Raw genomic sequence first — 20,704 nt, 5'->3', positions numbered from 1 at the left:
GATAAACCTTTGCGATAATTGTATATTTACAATGAAAAATGCTGCGTTATTGCTGGTTTTTCATGAAAAAACGACAGGAAACATGTATATTGTACAATTAATCGTTCAGTGTAATAATTCATCACATGGTCAAGCCTGAAACGTAACGTAGAGACAGCGGGCTGATTGAAATACAATTCGAAAGGGATAGGTGATAGGAAATATGACAATTGGCAACGGTAAAAGAAAAGTGGCGCTTGGTCTCTCGACAGTTCTTGTATCTTCCATTGTATTGTCCGCATGTTCATCGGAGAATTCTGCCGCAGGCAACAGCGGCGGCACAGAGAAAGCCGGCAGTCTGAAGATCGAAATTTTTGACCGCGGCAATGCTCCGGCGGGTCTGACCGCCTCGGACAACTTTTTGACCAATTATGTGAAAGAGAACTTCGGCAAGGCCAACAATATCAATGTGGAATTTGTCCCTATCCCCCGTTCGGAAGAAGTCACCAAGCTGAATGTGCTGATGGCCAGCGGAACCGATGTCCCTGATATCGTCTTCACCTATGATTCCGGGACCTTCAACAAATATGCCGAGCAGGGCGGACTGACCGATCTGACCCCGCTGCTGCAGGAATACGGGCAGAACTTGACCAAGTTCCTTGGTGAGGATACGCTGCGCTACGGCCAATATGACGGCGTCCAGTTCAGCATCCCGGCGAAACGTTCTACAGTAGGCAAATACGCTTCCTTCATCCGCCAGGACTGGCTGGATAAGCTGGGGCTGCCGGTTCCGGCAACCACGGAGGAGCTGTACAATACACTGACCGCCTTCAAGACAAAAGACCCGGGCGGAACCGGCGGCAAGGTGATTCCGCTGGGCATGACGATTGCTGCGGCGCAATATGATTCGCTGGTCTGGTCGTTCATCAAGCCGGTCTCCGAGCAGGAGCGCTTCGAGCTGACGCAGAACCTCAGCTCCCGCGATTACCCGGTGCTGCTGCCCGGCTTCAAGGATGCGATTCAATATCTGAACAAGCTGTATAACGAAGGGCTGATCAGCAAGGATTTTGCCCTGGATGAGAATAAAGAGACCCTTACCCAGAATATCGGGAACGGGCTTGTAGGAGCCTTCAGTGATGACAATGACGCGATCTTCTATCCTGACGGAACCTACGACATTCTGTCGAAGAATAATCCGAATGCAGTGCTGACCGCCATTGACCCGTACACGAACAGCGAGGGCAAGACGGCCAAGCCGGTATCCGCTCCGAACGGTATGTACATCATGATTCCGAAGTCCAGCAAGCATGCGGTGGAGGCAGTGAAGTATCTCGACTGGATGGCTTCTGAGGATCATCTGCAATATATCCAGAACGGGATTGAAGGAGAGCATTATAAGCTGGAGGATGGCGTGCCAGTATCCATTCCGGATATGTCCGAGGAGTCTGCCAACAAGCTGATGGGCGGCGGGGATATCGGGATTATCGCTAACGGACGGATTTTTGAGAGCCAGGAGAAGAATAATGAAGCCTTCGTGAAAAGCTTCCGCACCAAGTACCAGGAGATCGTTGCCAAGGCGCTGGACATTTCAAACACGAATCCGATTGAGCAAGTGTACACCAGCCGTCCGATTGAGGCGGAGAGCAAATACGGCACGACCTTGGCTGAGAAGGTGAAGCAGCTCATGGTGAAATCGATCATGGTGTCCCCGGGCGAATTCGATGCCACCTATGAGAGTATGATGAAGGACTATATGTCCAGCGGCGGACAGGCGATTCTCGATGAACGCAAGGCGGCTTACAGCGAGCAGAAATAATTCATGAAGGTAAGGGGGCGGCTGGGCTGCCGGTCTTGCGGCCCCCTACACCTGTGTCTAAGGCCCAGTGGAGGAGGAATCGTTGTGGGATACACCCGTTATTTCCGCAGAAATTGGCAGATGTACGCACTGCTGGTCCTGCCTATGTTGTTCTTTATTATTTTCAAATACGGTCCGATGTACGGTGTGCAGATTGCGTTTAAGGATTTCAACTTTTTCAAAGGGATCGGCGGCAGTGAATGGATTGGCCTAGACGGGTTCCGTGAGGTGTTTGCCAACCAGGATTTCTACATTACGCTGCGCAACACATTGATGCTGAATTTTCTCGATCTGATCGTTTCTTTTCCGGCACCGTTGATTATTGCCATTATGCTGTTCGAGCTTAAGGTGGTGTGGTTCAAGAAGCTGTCTCAGACGATTCTGTATATTCCGCATTTTATTTCCTGGGTAATCATCGGCGGGATTGTGTATCAGCTGTTCGGCAACCAGTCCGGGATGATCAACAACCTGCTGACGGGCCTGGGGCTGGATGCTGTTCCTTTTCTCTCTGATAAAAATTACTGGCTGATCACCTACCTGCTGACCGGTGTGTGGCAGAGCGCAGGCTGGGGAACGATTCTCTATCTGGCGGCGCTGACCGGCATCAATAAAGAGCTGTTCGAGGCGGCCGAGGTCGATGGAGCCGGAAGGCTGAAGCGTATCCTGCATATTACAATTCCGGGAATCAAGCCGACGATTGTTACGCTGCTGATTATTAACCTGGGCAACATGATCTCGATTGGCTTCGAGCGTCCGTTCGTCATCGGCAACCTGGCGGTCATGGAATACTCGGATGTGCTGAGTACCTTCGTCTACCGGATCGGTCTGGAGTCGGGGCAGTACACGCTGGCTACGGTGGTCGGGCTGTTCCAGGCGGTGGTGGGACTGATATTCCTGCTGGCGGCGAACTATATCTCCAAGAAGCTTACAGACGAGAGCATCCTATAATCAACCATTGGATCGGGAGTGTACATTATGAGTGAAAGAGCAGCTAACAAGGCGTTTGATACATGGATTGTGCTCTGCCTGACCTTATCGGTGCTGGCGTGCCTGATTCCATTCGTGCATATTCTGGCTGTATCCTTCAGCGGAACGGTCCCGATTGCTTCGGGCAAGGTGACATTAATTCCTCTGGACTTCAACATCGAGGCTTATAAAAAAGTGTTCAGTGATGCGGCCATGATCCGCTCGCTGATCTTCACGGTCTTCCTGACCGCCCTGTTCACGGCGCTCTGCATGATGATGACGGTTGCTGCCGGTTATGCGCTGTCGAAGAAGGATCTCAAGGGACGCAAAATCTTCATGTTCATCATCGTGGTCACCATGTTCTTCAGCGGCGGCATCATTCCTGAATATATTTTGACGCGGGAGCTGCATCTGCTGAATACGGTCTGGGCGCTGATTCTGCCCGGGCTGATCAGTCCCTTCTATATGATTATCCTGATCTCGTTCCTCTCGGGTATTCCTGACGCGCTGAAGGAGTCCGCAGAGATTGACGGCAGCAGCCAGTTCGGTACACTGCTCCGCATTATTCTGCCGCTGTCCATGCCGGTGCTGGCTACCTTGAGTCTGTTCTATGCGGTGGGCCGGTGGAACGGGTTCCAGGATACGCTGATGTATATCACGAAGCCGGAGCTGTATCCGCTCCAGCTGAAGCTGTACCATATGATTCAGAACAGCCAGGTGACAGATCTGATGCGGATGGAGGGCAATGCGGTCAGCACAGTCGTACCTGAGAGTCTGAAGTCGGCTACCGTGGTCTTCGCTACCGTACCGATTCTGCTGGTCTATCCTTGGCTGCAGAGATACTTCGTGTCCGGTGTAATGACCGGGGCCGTCAAAGGCTAAGGAAGGGGCAGGCAGATGTTCAACAAAATTACGGCAATTAATGACGAGTGGACACAGGAATCCATGGAGCAGCAGATCCTGGACCGGGAGAGCCGGTATTTCGGAGGCGTCCGTGATCCTTACAGCGGCGTAGCCTGGCCTAATCATACCGGAACCGCCCAGTATCTGGCGGCCTGGGCGGCGGCGCTGGTGAATCCGCAGTCGCGGTATGTTCATGATCCCGCGCTGCTGGAGCGGCTGCGGGAGGGCATGGCGTTCATGCTGCGGTTCCAGCATGAGGACGGCACGGTCTCGCCGGGCTGGACGAATTACCACTCGCCGCCGGATACGGCGTTCGTGGTGGTGGGCTTCGCCAATATGCTCACCCTGCTGGAGCGGCAGAGCTGGGCGCCGCTTCAGCCGGTGGCTGAGCAGATCCGGACCTTCCTTGAGCGGACAATTCCGGCCATGCTGAGCGGCGGGGTGCATACGCCGAATCACCGCTGGGTGCTGACGGCGGCGCTGGGCTCCCTGTACCGCATCTTCGGGCTGGAGGCACTGCGGCTCAGAGCGGGTGAATGGCTCCAGGAGGGGATGGACATTACCCCGGACGGAGAATGGACCGAGCGGAGTAACGGGATCTACAATACTGTCAGTGACATCATGCTCTATTATGCCGCGCAGGATCTGAACCGGCCTGAATTGCTGGAGCCGGTCCGCCTGAACCTGCGGATGATGAAATATCTCGTTCACCCGGACGGTGAGGTGGTTACGGATTATTCCGGGCGGCAGGACTTCGGCAGTGTATTCTCGTTGGCTGACTATTATCTCTGCTATAAGCTGATGGCCGAGCATGACCGCGATCCCGAATTCGCTGCCCTGGCGGAGCTGGCGGGCCGTTCGGTTACCCATCCGGGGTCGCTGCCCAATCAGATTATGCTTGGCTTCCTGTTATACCCGCAGATGCAGGCGGATTCCGTCCGTCCGGCGGAGCTGCCGGACCGCTACCGCAAGGTAATCAACGGCGGGTTCAACCGTGGGGAGCTGCTTAGCCTGATCGGGCAGAATGGCTACGGCGGCCCTGTCCGCCACAGCAAGCAGCACACCGAATTCGGCGCACCGGTCGCCCGGGTCCGCAGCGGAGCAACCAGCGTAAGTGTGATGACCGAGGCTTCCTCCCTGTTCTCGCTGCGGCATGGCCGGGCCAGACTGCTGGGGGTTCAACTGGCCTCCAGCTTCGAGCCGGGGCTGGTGACGATGGATTCACTGACGGAGCTGCCGGGCGGCTATCGTCTGGAGTCTGTAGCCGGGAAGGGGTACTACGGCACCATTCCTGCCGATAAGCTGCCTTCGCGCACCGGCTTGCCTACCAGCCCGTGGTATCTGCTGCCCCATGGCGAGCGGCCGCTGACCCATAACCAGACGAGCAGCGTTCAAGTCGGGGTAAGCGAGCGGGAGGACGGCTGGGAGCTGCATTTCACGGCATCGTCTCCGGCCGATGTGCTGACCCAGATCGTGCTGCTGTTCGGCAGTGAGGGCAGTCTGGACAGCCCGGGACTGATTCCGGTGCCGGACATGAGCGGGGCATCCTTCTGGACCTCCGGCACGCTGCGCTACAGCACCGGGGAGGACTGGATGGAGCTGGAGCAGGGCTGCAACGAGCATCACCTGGCAGCGATCCGCGGCATGAATTACCCGGACGGCTGTCAGAAGGTTATCGTCACGCTGATCACTCCGCTGGACTACACGATGAGGATTCGTCTTTCCTGACAGATGCAGCTATAATGGTAGTGTTGTCAGGATAGATTAGAATCTGACGGTTCAGAAATAGAGGTGCATGGAGGTAGCAGGCATAATGAATATATCATTTAATACCCCCGCGAATTATTGGGTGGAGGCGCTTCCAGTCGGGAACGGACGGCTGGGGGCGATGATTTTTGGCGGCATTGAGCAGGAACGTCTGGCTCTGAATGAAGACACCCTGTGGTCGGGGTATCCGACCGACTGGAATAACCCGGAGGCCCGCGAGGTGCTGCCGAGAGTGCGCGAGCTGATTGCAGAAGGCCGCAACGGGGAAGCAGATGAGCTATGCAAAAAAATGATGGGCCCCTACGCGCAGTCCTATCTGCCATTCGGGGATCTGCTGCTGACGATGGGGCACGGGCAGACTGCGGATCAGTACAGCCGCCATCTGGACCTGTCCACGGGGGTTGGCACCGTCTCCTATGTTATCGGCGGCGTCCGCTACACCCGGGAGGTCTTCGCCTCCCATCCCGATCAGGTGATTGTTATGCGCCTCACAGCCGATAAGGAGCATAAGCTCAGCTTCCGGGCGAAGCTGGACAGCCCGCTCCGCTTCCGTTCGGCGGTGGAGGACGGGCATTACACAATTGCCGGACATGCCCCTGAATATGTGGCTCCGAACTACTATGATGTCGACCAGCCGGTCCGTTACGGCGGCGAATCGCCACGGAGCCTGAAGTTCCACGGCCGTCTGGCCGTAGTGCAGACCGGAGGCAGCCTTGAAGCTACTGCTGACGGCATCCAGGTCACAGAGGCCACGGAGGCTGTCCTGTATTTCAGCGCCGCGACCTCCTTCGATGCACAGTCCGGCACGGTGAAGGCGGATTACGATGTAAGGCAGCAGACTGAGGGGGCAGTACAGCGGATCATCAATGAGCCTTATGCAGGGCTGAGGAGCCGTCATGTTGCCGACCACCGTGAGCTGTTTGACCGGGTGGAGCTGCATCTTGGGGAGAGCCTCGCGCCGGAAGGAATGCCGATGGACCAGCGAATTGCTACATATGGCAGTGGGGACCCGGGCCTGGTCGAGCTGCTGTTCCATTACGGCCGCTACCTGCTGATTGCCAGCTCCCGTCCGGGGACGCAGCCGGCAAATTTGCAGGGGATCTGGAACCAGGATACCCGTGCTCCTTGGAGCAGTAATTACACGCTAAATATTAACGCGGAGATGAATTACTGGCCGGCGGAGGTCACCAATCTGGCAGAGCTGCACGAGCCGCTGATTGACTATACCCGGCGGCTGGCAGTCAATGGCAGTGAGACGGCGCGCACGAATTACGGCGCGCGCGGCTGGGTAGCCCATCATAATGCCGACCTCTGGGGACAGAGTGCCCCGGTCGGCGGCTTCGGCGACGGTGACCCGGTCTGGGCTTTCTGGCCGATGGGCGGTGTCTGGCTCACCCAGCATCTGTGGGAGCATTATGCCTTCGGCGGCGATCTGTCCTATCTGCGGGAGACGGCCTACCCGGTGATGAAGGAGGCGGCCCTGTTCTGCCTGGACTGGCTGATTGAGAACAAGGACGGCTATCTGATCACCTCGCCGTCCACTTCCCCGGAGCATAAGAGTGTAAACGGAGACATGAAGTATGCGGTCGGCGAAGCGGCCACGATGGACCTGTCGCTGATCACTGAGCTGTTCACGAACTGTATCCTGGCTGCGGAGCAGCTTGGTTTGGACGGGGAGTTCGCAGTTGAGCTGGAGTCCGCCCGTGCGCGGCTGCTGCCGCTGCAGGTTGGTGCTGGCGGCCGGCTGCAGGAATGGTCGGCGGATGTGGAGGACGAGGATGTGCACCACCGCCATGTCTCCCATCTGGTCGGCGTCTATCCGGGACGATCGGTCACGGCGTCGCTGGTGCCTGAGCTGTTCGAAGCGGCCAGAACGTCGCTGGAGATTCGCGGGGACGGCGGAACCGGCTGGAGCCTGGGCTGGAAAATCGGGCTATGGGCCCGATTCAAGCAGGGCGACCGCGCCAAGCAGCTGATCTCCAACCTGCTTACTCTGGTCAAGCCGGATGCAATCAATAATGAACGCGGCGGGGTCTACCCGAATCTGTTCGATGCCCATCCGCCGTTCCAGATTGACGGGAACTTCGCCGCTACCGCCGGAATCGCTGAGATGCTGCTGCAATCGCATCAGGGGTATCTGGAGCTTCTGCCAGCCTTGCCTTCAAGCTGGAGCGAGGGCCGGGTGAAGGGGCTGCGGGCCCGGGGCGGCTACGAAGTGAGCCTGGTCTGGAGCCAAGGCAGCCTTGGGCAAGCGGAGATCACCGCTCCTCTTGGCGGGGAATGCTCCATTCTGGCAGGCCGCCCGTTAGCGGTGGAACGCGATGAACTCCGGCAGCGTATGGAGCCTGGATCAGACGGATTGGTGCGGGTTCAACTGCAGGCCGGGGAGCGCATTGTTGTGCGGTATGCGGAGTAATGTGGGTAGAGTAAATAAGGAAGAGTAACTCATAGACTGTACAGTTTGCAGCACACTTCAGAGGGATGGAGTGTGCTGCTTTTTTGTGTGGAGTGGGGAGTCTACCGGATTACGGCGGGGCAGAGATCGGCGGGTAAACGAGGGGTTCGCGATGTATGCGGAAAATCGAACACAATGTGCAGGCGGGAAGGCGAGTGGACCGGATGTATGCGAAAAACCAATCACATTTTGGGTTGCGTGGGCGCGTGGACCGGATGTAATCGAAAAACCGATCACATTGCACCGGCTGGTGCTGTGCGGACCGGATGTATGTGGAAAACAGCATACATTCGCGTTGGATGGTACTGTGCGGACCAGATGTATGTCGAAAACAGCATACATTCGCGTTGGATGGTACTGTGCGGACCAGATGTATGTGGAAAACAGCATACAATGCGCTGGCTGGTACTGTGCGGACCGGATGTATGTGGAAAACAGCATACAATGCGCTGGCTGGTACTGTGCGGGCTGGATGTATGTGGAAAACAGCATACAATTGCGCTGGCTGGTGGTGTGCGACAGCGCAACAACCAACTGGGCGCAAGGGGAGCCGGGTGTATGCGAAAAACCGCTATTTCCCCCGCTCTGCTTATCATTTTGTTATCAATCCTATCAAATTGTTATTTGTAAACGATTTCCAATCGGCTATAATCCATTATGTAAGCGCTTTATTATAATGAATCTAAGGAGGGTACAGATGCTTCAACGTAAACGAATGATGAGCTTAGGGCTGGCGCTGGTCGTCCTCGCAGCCTCGGTGCTGCCTATGCGCACACCGGCTCATGCGGCGGCTGAGGGAGGCCCGGCCGTTGTTCTCGCTTCGGACTATGAGGACGGCACCGTGCAGGGCTGGACCAAGAAAGGCGACGAACAGCTTACAGTCACGAACGAGGTCTATCACGGCGGCGCCTACAGCCTGTATGTGGATGGACGGACAAAGGATTGGGAGGGCCCCAATCAGGTCCTGACGGACCATATGGTTCCGAACACAGCTTATACTTTAAGCGCATGGGTGAAATCGCCGTCGCCGGTCAAATTCACGGTACATACCAAAATCGGCGAAGCTGAGGATTGGAAGGCTGTAGCGGAATTGAACGGCGGGCAGTGGTCGGAGGAATGGACTTATCTGGAAGGCACTTATGTTACAGGCGATAAGACAGGTTTCACCGAAATCTACGCGGAAGCTGCAGCAGGAACTGCATTTTACGTGGATGATGTCACAATTACCGCCGCCGCAGTTGAATTCCCGGACGGGGAGGAAGGGCTGCGCACGGATTTTGAGGACGGAACGCTTCAGGGCTGGAAGAACCGGATTGGACCGGAGTCCCTGTCCGTGAGCCAGGATACCGCCAATACCGGGACCCGCAGTATGCTGGTTGAGGGAAGAGAGCGCAGCTTCTACGGGCCAAGCCTGAGTGTGAAGGAGCATCTGCGGCCGGGCAAGAGCTACCGGTTCTCGCTGTATGTCCGTCTGAAGGAGCAGCCGGAGGCCGACAAAAGCCTGCAGATGACCGTGTATAAGAAGGCCGGCTCCGAGAGCTGGAATGCAATCGATAAGGTTAGCATTAAGGCTGATGAGTGGGATCAATGGCATCTGCTGAAGGGGAATTTCCAGTACAGCGACCAGCCGACCGAGCTGAACCTGTTCGTGGAGACGCCTTATATTACAGAGGATACCGTCGATACCTTATCCTTCTATGTGGATGATGTAACCGTTGAACCTGCTCCCGAGCTGAGCATTGAACAGGATATTCCGTCGTTAAAAGACATCTACGCTGACGACTTCGCCATCGGAGCCGCAGCGTATTCCTGGCAGATGGAAGGGGTCTACGGAGAGCTGCTGAAGAAGCATTTCAACAGTATCACAGCCACCTATGAAATGAAGCCCAAGTTCCTTGCGCCTTCCGAGGGCACCTATGTCTTCGACGGGGCGGATAAATATGTGGAGTATGCCCAGGCGAACGGGATGGGGCTGCGGGGACATGCGCTGCTGTGGCACATCGATGCTGCGGAGTGGATGTTCACGGGTCCTGACGGCCAGCCGGCCAGCCGGGAGCTGCTGCTTGAGCGTCTGCAGAATTATATTGAGACCGTGATGCACCGCTATAAGGGCAAAATCTATGCCTGGGATGTAGTCAACGAAGCGATTGCTGACAATGGCGGCGGTCCGGACGGCATGAGAATCACGCCTTGGTATACCCTGATCGGCCCGGATTACATTGAGAAGGCGTTTGAATTCGCGCGTGCGGCCGACCCGGAAGCGAAGCTCTATTACAATGACTATTACACCGAGGTTCCCGAAAAGCGTGAGCATATCTACAAGCTGCTGAAGACGCTCAAGGCGAAGAATCTGATTGACGGTGTGGGCCTCCAATCTCATCACGGACTGTATTCACCGTCCATTCCGGAGATTGAGAAGACCATTCAGCAGTTCTCCCAGCTGGGGCTGGATATTCAGATCACCGAGCTGGATGTCGATTCGGGCATCAGCCCGTCCTCCCCGCTGCCGGCGGATATCGCTGCAAGGCAGGGCAAGCGCTATAATGATCTGTTTGAGCTATACAAGAAATACAAGGACACGATCTCCTCAGTCTCCATCTGGGGCGTGCAGGATGAGAAAAGCTACAATAACCATGCCATGTTATTCGATGAGCAGCTGAAGGCAAAGCCTGCTTTCTGGGGGGCGGCTGATCCCTCCAAGCTGCCGGACATCCATAATGTAGCCGCAGCGCTGGAGGGTACGCCTCAGACAGGCGCAGTCGGGCAAGCGCTGTGGAGCAAGACGGCGGGAATTGCGCTTGAACAGGGCAGTACAGTAACGGCCAAGGTTCATACGCTGTGGGATACGGATAACCTGTATGTCAAGGCAGACGTTACCGATGCCAGTGTGAACGGGGAAGACAAGGTGGAGCTTTTCCTGGATGAGAACAACGGGAAGACCACAGTCTATGAGCCGGATGACCGCAAGATCAGCCTGCAGCGTTCGGGCACAGGGACAGCAGGCATCAGCTTCACCAGCACCGAACGTGAGGGTGGGTATTCTATTGAAGCCAAAATACCGCTCGTTACCGTCAAAGGTTCCGCAGGGAAGGAGCTTGGTTTCGATATCCGTGTCAGCGATGCCGGTGCACCGGATGCTGTTCCTGCCTACTGGAACGACAGAAGCCTGTCCCAGGATACGGATACCAGCCGTTACGGAGTGCTCCAGCTCGCTGCAATGCCTAATTCGGCGGAGTCGGTGAAGGGCGAGGTGCAGATTGACGGGCAGATGGATGCGGGTTGGGAGCAGGCGAAGGCTTTTGCAGTCAAATTGACTTCCGCTCCATACAGCACCACCGCAGAAGCCAGATCGATGTGGTCAGAGGACAGCCTCTATCTGATCGTTGACGTGAAGGATGCCGTGCTTAAGGCAGATGCTGTCGATCCGTGGGATCAGGACTCGGTGGAGATTTTCATCGATGAGAACTTCAATCGGACCCCTTATTATGAGGGAGACGACGGCCAGTACCGGATCAATATCAATAATGTAGCTTCCTTCGGCGGAGGGGCTTCGGATAACAGATTGACCAGCGCGGTAGTCCATACGGACACCGGGTATCGCGTGGAAGCGAAGATCGATTTCGGAACCATTAAGGCCAAGGCGGGAAGCGCGATCGGGCTGGACCTCCAGATCAATGATGACCGGGGCGACGGCACACGCAGTACCAGCAAATGGAATGACAAGGGAGAGAATACGTGGAAGGATACGTCTAATTTCGGGATTTTGACCTTTGTTGCACCTGAGGAGGTACCGCAAACCCCTACAGATGGAACCTCTTCGTCTCCATCCACTTCATCAGGCTCTGCTCCATCCTCCCAGGCCACTGCTGCGGCAGTGAGCTTCACCGGTGGACAGCTTGTCATACAGTCTGCCCCGGATCAGGCCGGACTTGTGAAGGTGAATCTCGCGCCGGATGCGGTGAGCCAGGCGGTGCAGCAGTCGCTGGACAGCGGCATTCTGAGGATTGCCGTCCAGCCTGCGGCAGGAGCTGAAGTGCTACAGCTGGGGCTGCCGCTCCAGAGTCTCGCTGCACAGCCGAAGATTAAGGAGATTCAGATTGAGAGCGGCTTCGGGGCAGTCTTAAGCCTGAATACGGAGCTGCTGAAATTGCAGAACACACAGGCCGGTGACGTGCTTCAGCTGCAAGTGAAGCGCATAACGCAGGATCGTCTGCCGGCAGCGGTAAAGGCCCGCCTGGATGGGGCCGCTGTACTGGACTTCTCGCTTGCCATCCATGGAACAGCGGTCACAGAGGTCAGCGCGGATGCCCTTACGCTTAAGCTGCCTTATGAGCTTAAGACCGGCAAACGCGCGCACCAGATAGCTGTATACCAGCTGCTGGAGAACGGGAAGCTTGCGGCAGTGAAGGACCGTAAATACGATCCGGCTTCTTCTACCGTATCCTTCCAGCCGAAGCAGCTTGGCCAGTATGCCGTGTCTACAGTCAGCATCCCGGAGCAGAAGGACAGCAAGTGGGCTGGAGAGAGCATTGAGGCTCTGGCGGCCAGAGGGATTCTCCCTATCGGGACAGAGGCTTCCTATGCCTCCGGTGCCCTGATGAACCGGGCGGAGTTCGCTCAACTGCTGGTCAATGCCTTTGACCTTCAGGCTGGCGCAGCCGCTCCGGGCTTCAAGGATGTCAGCAAGGATTCGCCTTATGCCGAAGCCATTGGTATTGCTGGCACCCTGGGCATTATCAAAGGCAGAGCCGGCGGGCTGTTCAGCCCGGACGATGCTGTCAGCCGCCAGGAGATGGCGGTTATGATGTACAGACTTGCTGAGCTGCAGCAGATTACGCTGAAGGCGTCTCCTGCAGCAGTGCAAGGCTTCAAGGATCAGAGCCAACTGACGCCTGAGGCCTCGGCCGCTGCCGGGCAGCTGCGGGCAGCCGGGCTGATTCAGGGCACACCGGACGGCTACTTCCTGCCGAAGGCCCGGATGACCAAGGCCCAGGCCGCAGTGCTGGTGTACCGGACCTTCAGCTTGAACGAGTAGTCTATAGAACAAACGGATAGAGTGGACAGAGCAGCGGTTCTCCGAATTTGGAGGGCCGCTGTTTTGTCTGCCTTACCGCTTAGTCCGGCCTCTGCGTCAGGACATAATTGGATTTTAGGCACTTGTTCGCGCGCGGAATAGACCTAGCGGGACAACAGTTGGAAAAAAGACACTTGTTACACCAGGACCAGAACAAAAAGAAGATTTTCTCGAAAATAAATAGCGTAAATCCACCTAATTTCCTCAAATGCTCCAAACCGGCTAAATTAAGATACGTTTTTCCAACTAATGTGTTCTTTAGCAATAATATTGCCCTCCGCTTAAATAGCGAAAAGCACAGAACGATTGTGGAAAAGCGATTCGAACAACGTCTCGTTAATCGCTCCGAGCGTCCACCCAAGCGCCAACAACTCATGCAACTCCAAATCCCACACTTAACCTGGTTACCAAATTGTTATCGATGCTCTGGATTTATCATGTAACTGCCATGCCCCGCTAGGTATGATAAATCTATAAACAAAGTAAACGGATACACGTTGACCAGCAAAGGGGAGCAGAAGCATGAAAAACTTGGTTACGCCAGCGAGCGTAAAAGGCGAGAAACTGGATGTCAATGCGGGGAAGCCCCGAAAAAAATCGAAATGGAAATCGACGATCAGCCTGGACCTGATGGTCCTGCCGGCTCTGATCCTGACCGTGATCTTCGCCTATATCCCAATGACGGGCCTGGCGATTGCCTTCAAAAATTACAAGCCTGGTTTAGGCTTCAACGGTTCCAAATGGGTGGGACTGGAGCACTTCGAATATCTGTTCAGCATTCCCGAGAACGTACAGGTCATCTGGAACACCCTGATTATTGCCGGTCTGAAAATGATCGCGAACCTGATCGTTCCATTCCTGTTCGCGCTGCTGCTGAATGAGATCCGCAAGATGGCGTTCAAGAAAATGGTACAAACCATTGTCTATATGCCCCACTTTCTGTCCTGGGTAATCCTGGGCGGTATCCTCTCCGACCTGCTGGCCCGGGATGGAGGCTTAATCAATCAGGTGCTGGTCAGTGTATTCGGCATCCAGCCGATATTTTTCCTGGGTGACGGGAACTGGTTCAGATTCGTTGTTGTAGTGAGTGATGTCTGGAAAGAGTTCGGCTTCAATACGATTGTCTTCCTGGCCTCGCTGGCCGGAATCAACCCGGCGCTCTATGAAGCGGCTGAAGTGGACGGCGCAGGGCGCTGGCAGCAGACCTGGGCGATTACAATGCCGGCTATGCTGCCGATTACCATCGTAGTTGGAACACTGGCGCTGGGGAACGTGCTTAACGGCGGCTTCGACCAGATCTTCAACCTGTACAACGCGCTTGTCTTCGATAAAGGGGACATCATCGATACATTTGTCTACAGACTAGGAATTGTTGACGGTAAGTTCAGCTTCTCTACAGCGGTCGGATTGTTCAAATCCGTTGTCAGCTTTGTCCTGATCGTAACAGCTTACCGCCTGTCGTATAAATTTGCTAACTACCGTATTTTCTAGAATGGAGGCCAATAGGGCATGTATCATAAAACAAAACCTTACCGCATCTTCACCGTGCTCAACTATACTCTGATGATCGCCATTTCGATCATGTGTCTGGTTCCGCTGATTCACGTTCTTGCTGTATCGTTCAGCGGCAAATCGGCAGCCAATGCCAACCTGGTCGGGCTGTGGCCGGTGGATTTCACAATAGACGCCTATACCAAGACCGTAGCCAATGAGAATTTCACCCGTTCGATCTGGGTGACGCTGCAGCGGACGGTGTTGGGAACTGCTTTTAGTATGGGAATCGTCATTCTCGCCGCCTATGCCTTGTCCAAGGACAGCGCCCGGTTCAGACGCCGGAATCTGTACATCTGGCTGCTGGTGTTCACGATGCTGTTCAGCGGCGGTCTGGTGCCAATGTACATTCTGATTCAGAAGCTGCACCTGATGAACTCCTTATGGGTGTTGATTCTGCCGGGGGCCGTCTCGGTATGGAACGTCATTCTGCTGCTTAACTTCTTCCGGGCTGTGCCGAAGGAAATGGAGGAGGCCGCCTTCATCGACGGTGCCGGCCACTTCAGAACCCTGTTCAGCGTGTATCTCCCGGTATCTATGCCGGCCATTGCTACACTGTCGCTGTTCACGATCGTCGGGCATTGGAACTCCTGGTTCGACGGCCTGCTCTATATGACGGATCACCGCAACTATCCGCTGGCCACCTTCCTGCAGTCGGTTATTGTCCAGCAGGACTTCAGTAAAGTGACCGTGCGTCCGGAGGATCTGGAGAATATCTCGCAGCGGACGGTCAAAGCCGCCCAGATCTTCATCGGAATGGCGCCGATCCTCATCGTGTATCCGTTCCTGCAGCGTTTCTTCGTGAAGGGAATTGTCCTCGGGGCGGTTAAGGAATAGCCGCCCTTCCTACTAAAGGGGGTGATGCACGCGCTGGATGGAAGCTAAAAAAGATTGACTCATATAGTTAATATGATTAAATTTTATCTAAAGGGGTGCAAGATTAAAATGATAAAGAAAATGAAATTCTCGGCCGGGGCAGTGTTATCTACAGCGATGCTGGCGGGCCTGCTGGCAGGATGCGGCGGCGATACCAATAATGCGGCCAAGAGCAACACAGACGGAGCAGACAAGCCTGCGGCAAGTGAAGATTCGATGTATTCCGCTCCTTTTGAGAATGGGAAATACACTGAGCCTGTAACGATTTCCACCGTATTCCCGATTGCAAGCAGTCTGAAATTCAAGAACGGCGAGAACATTGAGAACAACGTTCACACCAAATGGGCCAAGGATACGCTGGGCATTGACATCAAGTATCTCTGGACGGTCAGCGACCAGAACAACGCCTATGAAACCAAGCTGCGTCTGATGCTGACCTCAGGCGAGAAAATGCCGGACATCATCTCCTTCCGTGGAAGTCCTTCCCTGATTTCCGACCTGATCGACAGCGGCCAGTTCACGGATGCGGGCGAATTGTTCGATAAATATGCTTCCGATATCTATAAGCAAGCGATGGCTGAAGAGCCGAGCGTATGGAACCCTTACATGAGAGACGGCAAGCGCATGGGGATTCCGATTCTCGAAAACGCTTATAATAATGACCCGGTTATGTATATCCGCGAAGATTGGCTGCAGAAGCTGAACCTCAAGGCGCCAACCAATCTGGCTGAGCTGGAAACCGTGCTGGATGCGTTCACGAACCAGGACCCTGACGGCAACGGCAAGAAGGATACGACGGGACTCGCGGTAGGCTTCAAAAATAACCTCAATACCTGGATGTCTGAAGCCGGCTGGATCTTTGGGATGTTCGGTGCTATGCCGAACCAGTGGAACAAGACCGCAGATAACAAATTGGCTTACGGCTCTGTTCAGCCGGAGATGAAGGAAGGCCTGGCAACCATGCAGAAATGGATGAAGGCAGGATATATCTCCTCCGAATCCGGTCTGTATGATGAGAACAAAGCGACAGAAGCCTTCACAGCAGGCAAAGCCGGTATCATTGTCGGCCCTTACTGGATGACAGGCTGGCCGCTGCCGGATCTGCAGAAGAACGTTCCGGGTGCTGTGCATAAGGCGTATCCGCTTCCGGCAGGACCTGACGGCAAGGTGGGCAGACACGGTACGAAGATCGCTTCCGGGGCTGTATTGATCAACAAGGATATGGAGCATAAGGATGCCTTCTTCGTCTACCAGAACTATCTGTTTGACAACTGGGCCAACCCGGAGAGCACTACCTTCGTTAATGGCTTCGCCAAAGGCTACGACTATGATATTGCTGAAGACGGAACCGTCCTGAAAGAGCAGGATACGGATAAAATACCGGGCGGCTGGGTGGATGCCATCCGTTACACGCTGACTTATGACGGTGCGATTATCCCGAACCTGATGATGAACACATTGGCTAAGCTGGCTGACGGTGCAGAGCCTGCCAACCAGTACGAGAAGAACCTGTCTGAACGTATTCCAGAGCAGATCCTTGCGGCCAAGATCATCATCGATCAGAAGGACAGCGTAATGCCTGAGATGTTCACAGGTACACCTACAGAAACTCAGCTCTCCCGTGGAGATATGCTGGAGAAGCTGGAGAAGGAAATTCTTAACAAAATCATTTATGACAAAGCATCCGTGGACGAATTCGATACCTTCGTAGAGAAATGGAAAACCACAGGCGGCGATAAAGTAACCGAAGAGGTCAATGAGTGGTACGAGTCCATTCAGAAGTAACAGAATGAACAGATAAGGACGGCCCCTCAGGCCGTCCTTTCATGCGGAGGAGCAAAGTGTGAAATATCGTCTGTCTATCTTTCAGTGGTTATCGTTAGTCCTGATGCTGATGCTCCTGATTATTGTCGGGGCGTTCTGGCTGATCTACAGGCTGAACGTCAAGGACATTCAGAGCGAGCTGAGAAAAAATAAAATGTACGAGGTTGAATTCATGACCTCCCAGCTATCCACGCAGTTTGAACAGGTGCTGACAAATACCATTACTTTGTCACAGGACCAGTCTGTGCGTGGATATCCGTATATTCTGAAGTTCGGTGATCAGTATGCCCGATATGATATGAAGCTGACCATCATTGATAAGCTGGCCTTGAACACGGCCTCCACCTCCTGGAAGAATACGGTTATTCTGTATTATGAGGATGAGAAAGAGACGGTATCCTCCGATTCCTCCTTCTCGTTCAGCACCTTCAGCCCTCCGGAGCAGGCGCGGAGCCGCTGGGTGCTGCACATGGATAAGGACGGTAAAGGCTATTACTCCAATGTGGTCCGCAGCCACATCAGCTCGCTGCTCATAGAAGTCCGCATCTCGCTGGATAATCTGGTGAAGATGCTGGAGCAATATGTATCAGGCACGCCGGTTCTGTATGATGCCTCGCAGCAGAAGTTCATTCAGGGCAGGGCCGAATTCCCGGGTGAGCTGATGGAGTCCATCAGACCTCTGATCAGCGGGGCCAGAGGCACCCTCTCCATGAATGCGAACCAGACGGAGTATCTGATCAACTACATGAAGGCGGATCTGTTGGATTTGTATTTCATTGACGTTTATCCCAAACGCCAGTATATCGAACCGATTAACCGTAATAACCGGCTGTTCCTCTATGCGGTGCTGGTGGTGCTGGTCGGCATTATGTTCTACACGCTGCTGCTCCGCAAGCAGGTTCAGAAGCCTGTGATTACGCTGCGTAAGGCGATTGACCGGTTCGACAGGGGCGATTTCTCCAGCCGCGCCGTCGATCTGGAGGTCAATGAGTTCAAGGCGCTCGGCAACTCCTTCAACCGGATGGCGGAGAATACCCAGACGCTGATTGAGCAGGTGCTGCTGGGCGAGATTGAGGTCAAGGAAGCGAAGCTGAAGCAGTATCAGGCGCAGATTAATCCGCATTTTCTCTATAACTGCCTTAATTTCATCCAGAGCAAGGCCAGCATTGAGGACTATCAGGCGGTGACCGCGATGACGCTTCATTTGGCTTCATATTGCCGGTATATTCACAAGATCGAACAGCTCGATTCCACTTTGCAGGATGAGCTTACGTTCGTAGAGCATTATCTGCACATGGTGCATCTCCGCAAAAAAGAGATTACCTTCGAGATCGATGTCTCGGCGGAGGCGGGCAAATACCGTCTGCCGAGGATGATCCTCCAGCCGCTGGTGGAGAACTGCATCAAGCACGGGATTGAACCGGGCCTCAGGCCCGGAATTATCAAGATTACGGCCAAGGAGGAGGCTTCTTGGCTCCTGATCACGGTGAAGGATAACGGTATCGGCATGACGGAGGATAGGCTGAGCATGATCCGCCGCCATATCGATGACAATATCATCAGTAATGAAGGGCTTGGAACCGGGCTGAGGAATGTGAATCAGCGGCTACGCCTCTACTTCGGCAAGGACTCCGGGCTATCCCTGGAATCCTCACTACCGGAAGGAACCTGTTACTGGATACGAATCGCAAAGGAGGCGGAGGCGTATGCTGCAAATTCTGCTGGTAGATGATGAACAATATGTCGTGGACGATCTGGAGCTTGCTTTTCCCTGGCAGGAATTCGGCATCGACAAAGTATACAAGGCGTACTCCGGGCCGCAGGCGCTGCAGGTTATGGAGCAGGTCCCGGTGGATATCGTCATTACGGATATAGCTATGCCGGGAATGAGCGGCCTGGAGCTGGTGAAGCAAGTGAGGCGGACCCACAGGAGGATCAAATGTATTCTGCTTACCGGCTATGCCGAGTTTGAATATGCGCGCGAGGCGCTTCAGCAAGGGGTTGTCGAGTATCTGGTCAAGCCGCTGGATCATCAGAAGCTGCGCGCGGCGCTGGAGAGCACGATCAAGACGATACAGACTGAGCTGGACCGGACAGCATCCTATCAGCAGGCGCTGCTGGCCTTCAAGGAGCATCTTCCGGCGCTGAAGGACAAGCTGCTGGCTGAGCTGATTCAGGGCAAGGCTTATCCGGAGGAGCGATTGAAGGACAAGCTGGCCGGATATCAACTGAATTTTCACCTGCAAGATCCAGTATTCCTGTTCCTGATCCGTTTGGAGGAGCATTTCACCAATTTCGGGCTGGACAGCCAGCTGCTGTTCGAGTATGCGGTGACGAATATCGCCTGTGAGCTGCTGGAAGAGGGGTTCGAGGTATGGCATTGCCGGGATGCCTATGAGAATCTGGTCTTTCTGGTGAAGAGCAGGGAAGGGGAGACGGCGGACCCGGGCAAAATCCTAAAGCAGCTCACCCACAAAACCCATCAGCTGCATAGCAGCGTGAACGAGTATCTGAACGGCGGCATTTCAGTCATTCTATCCTATCCCGGCATATTCCCGCAGGATATCCGCTCCATGTATGACGATTCCCTGTCTGCGCTCAGGCAGCAGGTGGGCAATGACCAAGGATATTTCATCTCTCTGACGGATAAGCAGAAAAGCTCGCCGGTTCAGCCGCTGAAGGACCTGTATGCTTCCCCGACGCTGATGCACCTGCTGGAGACCGGCCAGTGGCAGGGCTATAAGGAAAGGCTGCAGCAGATGAAGGACTTCAGCAACAGTCTGCCCGCTTACAACGAAGAGTATATCGAGGAGATCCGCAGTATGATCCTGGGCTCTTTTCACTATATTGCCCATAAGAATCATGCCCTGTTATCGGATCTGGTGGGGCGGGAGCTGCTGGAGAAGACGCTCTTCCGTTCGGTCTCCCAGCTCATCACCTGGGGAGAGACGATGGTGGATACCCTGCAGGGCAAGCTTGAACGGGACACCCGCAACAACCGGCTGGACATCATCAAGGATATTCAGAGCTGTATAGCCGCTAATCTGGCTGAAGCCAGTCAACAATTCGTGGCGGACGCCGTCTCACTGCATCCCGCGTATGTCTCCAGGCTGTTCAAGCAGGTAACCGGCACCAGCATCAGCGAGTATATTCTCAACCTCAAGATGGAGCAGGCGGTCGCGAGTCTCCGGGATTCCGATCTGAAAATCTATGAAATCTCGGAGCAGCTCGGCTACGCCAACAGCCAGTATTTCATCAAGGTGTTCAAGGAGCAATTCGGCATGACGCCCCAGGATTACCGGGGGAAGCTGTAGGGGGAAGGCTGATGCTTATTCCGCGAACAGCAAAGGTTTCGGCTCATTTGGGCCGGGGCCTTTTTTAGCTGGATGTATGCGAAAAACCGAACACATTTGGCGGCTGCGGGGGCTGAGGGCGGAATGTATGTGAAAAACCG

Annotated in this window: 11 protein-coding genes; all 11 read left to right on the top strand. The window is 54.8% G+C overall.

The genetic code is table 11. The annotated features are described in order from the left end of the window. The first annotated feature begins 202 nt into the window (after window positions 1–202). The 11 genes from MHI24_RS07510 (at window position 203) to MHI24_RS07460 (ending at window position 20,564) form a co-directional block, all read left to right on the top strand. A complete protein-coding gene (locus MHI24_RS07510; RefSeq protein ID WP_340025004.1) occupies window positions 203–1,795 on the top strand; it encodes an extracellular solute-binding protein in 1,593 nt (530 codons plus the stop codon). A gap of 120 nt (window positions 1,796–1,915) precedes the next feature. Beyond that, entirely contained in the window at window positions 1,916–2,782 is an 867-nt protein-coding gene (locus MHI24_RS07505) for an ABC transporter permease subunit (protein ID WP_340026627.1), read from the top strand. Between the two features lie 27 nt (window positions 2,783–2,809). Continuing rightward, window positions 2,810–3,682: a carbohydrate ABC transporter permease gene (locus tag MHI24_RS07500; RefSeq protein WP_340025002.1), complete on the top strand. Its 873-nt coding sequence runs from the start codon at window positions 2,810–2,812 to the stop codon at window positions 3,680–3,682. Window positions 3,683–3,697: 15 nt separating this feature from the next. Further along, window positions 3,698–5,431: a hypothetical protein gene (locus MHI24_RS07495; RefSeq protein WP_340025001.1), complete on the top strand. Its 1,734-nt coding sequence runs from the start codon at window positions 3,698–3,700 to the stop codon at window positions 5,429–5,431. Window positions 5,432–5,516: 85 nt separating this feature from the next. Further along, complete coding sequence (locus tag MHI24_RS07490; RefSeq protein WP_340024999.1) at window positions 5,517–7,886, top strand: glycoside hydrolase family 95 protein; 2,370 nt, start codon at window positions 5,517–5,519, stop codon at window positions 7,884–7,886. A gap of 736 nt (window positions 7,887–8,622) precedes the next feature. Further along, window positions 8,623–12,960, top strand: a complete 4,338-nt coding sequence (locus MHI24_RS07485) for an endo-1,4-beta-xylanase (RefSeq protein ID WP_340024998.1) — start codon at window positions 8,623–8,625, stop codon at window positions 12,958–12,960. 561 nt (window positions 12,961–13,521) lie between these two features. Beyond that, entirely contained in the window at window positions 13,522–14,490 is a 969-nt protein-coding gene (locus tag MHI24_RS07480) for an ABC transporter permease subunit (RefSeq protein ID WP_340024997.1), read from the top strand. Window positions 14,491–14,508: 18 nt separating this feature from the next. Then, the gene (locus MHI24_RS07475; RefSeq protein WP_340024995.1) at window positions 14,509–15,387 is read left to right on the top strand and encodes a carbohydrate ABC transporter permease; all 879 of its coding nucleotides are present in this window, start codon (window positions 14,509–14,511) and stop codon (window positions 15,385–15,387) included. Between the two features lie 108 nt (window positions 15,388–15,495). Continuing rightward, on the top strand, window positions 15,496–17,211 hold the full coding sequence (locus MHI24_RS07470) for an extracellular solute-binding protein (protein WP_340024993.1): 1,716 nt from the start codon (window positions 15,496–15,498) through the stop codon (window positions 17,209–17,211). Window positions 17,212–17,269: 58 nt separating this feature from the next. After that, window positions 17,270–18,982, top strand: a complete 1,713-nt coding sequence (locus MHI24_RS07465) for a histidine kinase (RefSeq protein WP_340024991.1) — start codon at window positions 17,270–17,272, stop codon at window positions 18,980–18,982. Continuing rightward, entirely contained in the window at window positions 18,957–20,564 is a 1,608-nt protein-coding gene (locus tag MHI24_RS07460; protein WP_340024989.1) for a response regulator, read from the top strand. Before MHI24_RS07465 ends, MHI24_RS07460 begins: the two co-directional genes overlap by 26 nt. The last annotated feature ends 140 nt before the right edge of the window (window positions 20,565–20,704 follow it).

The organism is Paenibacillus sp. FSL K6-1096 (genome assembly GCF_037977055.1).
GTDB lineage: Bacteria > Bacillota > Bacilli > Paenibacillales > Paenibacillaceae > Paenibacillus_AQ.
Note: the sequence above shows the minus strand (reverse complement) of the source record. Positions and strands in the feature narration are given on the sequence as shown.

What these genes read in the sequence shown, in the direction of transcription:
- MHI24_RS07510 (WP_340025004.1), top strand. Translation starts at nt 203, where the DNA reads ATGACAATTGGCAACGGTAAAAGAAAAGTGGCGCTTGGTCTCTCGACA.
- MHI24_RS07495 (WP_340025001.1), top strand. Translation starts at nt 3,698, where the DNA reads ATGTTCAACAAAATTACGGCAATTAATGACGAGTGGACACAGGAATCC.
- MHI24_RS07460 (WP_340024989.1), top strand. Translation starts at nt 18,957, where the DNA reads ATGCTGCAAATTCTGCTGGTAGATGATGAACAATATGTCGTGGACGAT.
- MHI24_RS07505 (WP_340026627.1), top strand. Translation starts at nt 1,916, where the DNA reads ATGTACGCACTGCTGGTCCTGCCTATGTTGTTCTTTATTATTTTCAAA.
- MHI24_RS07470 (WP_340024993.1), top strand. Translation starts at nt 15,496, where the DNA reads ATGATAAAGAAAATGAAATTCTCGGCCGGGGCAGTGTTATCTACAGCG.
- MHI24_RS07490 (WP_340024999.1), top strand. Translation starts at nt 5,517, where the DNA reads ATGAATATATCATTTAATACCCCCGCGAATTATTGGGTGGAGGCGCTT.
- MHI24_RS07475 (WP_340024995.1), top strand. Translation starts at nt 14,509, where the DNA reads ATGTATCATAAAACAAAACCTTACCGCATCTTCACCGTGCTCAACTAT.
- MHI24_RS07485 (WP_340024998.1), top strand. Translation starts at nt 8,623, where the DNA reads ATGCTTCAACGTAAACGAATGATGAGCTTAGGGCTGGCGCTGGTCGTC.
- MHI24_RS07500 (WP_340025002.1), top strand. Translation starts at nt 2,810, where the DNA reads ATGAGTGAAAGAGCAGCTAACAAGGCGTTTGATACATGGATTGTGCTC.
- MHI24_RS07480 (WP_340024997.1), top strand. Translation starts at nt 13,522, where the DNA reads ATGAAAAACTTGGTTACGCCAGCGAGCGTAAAAGGCGAGAAACTGGAT.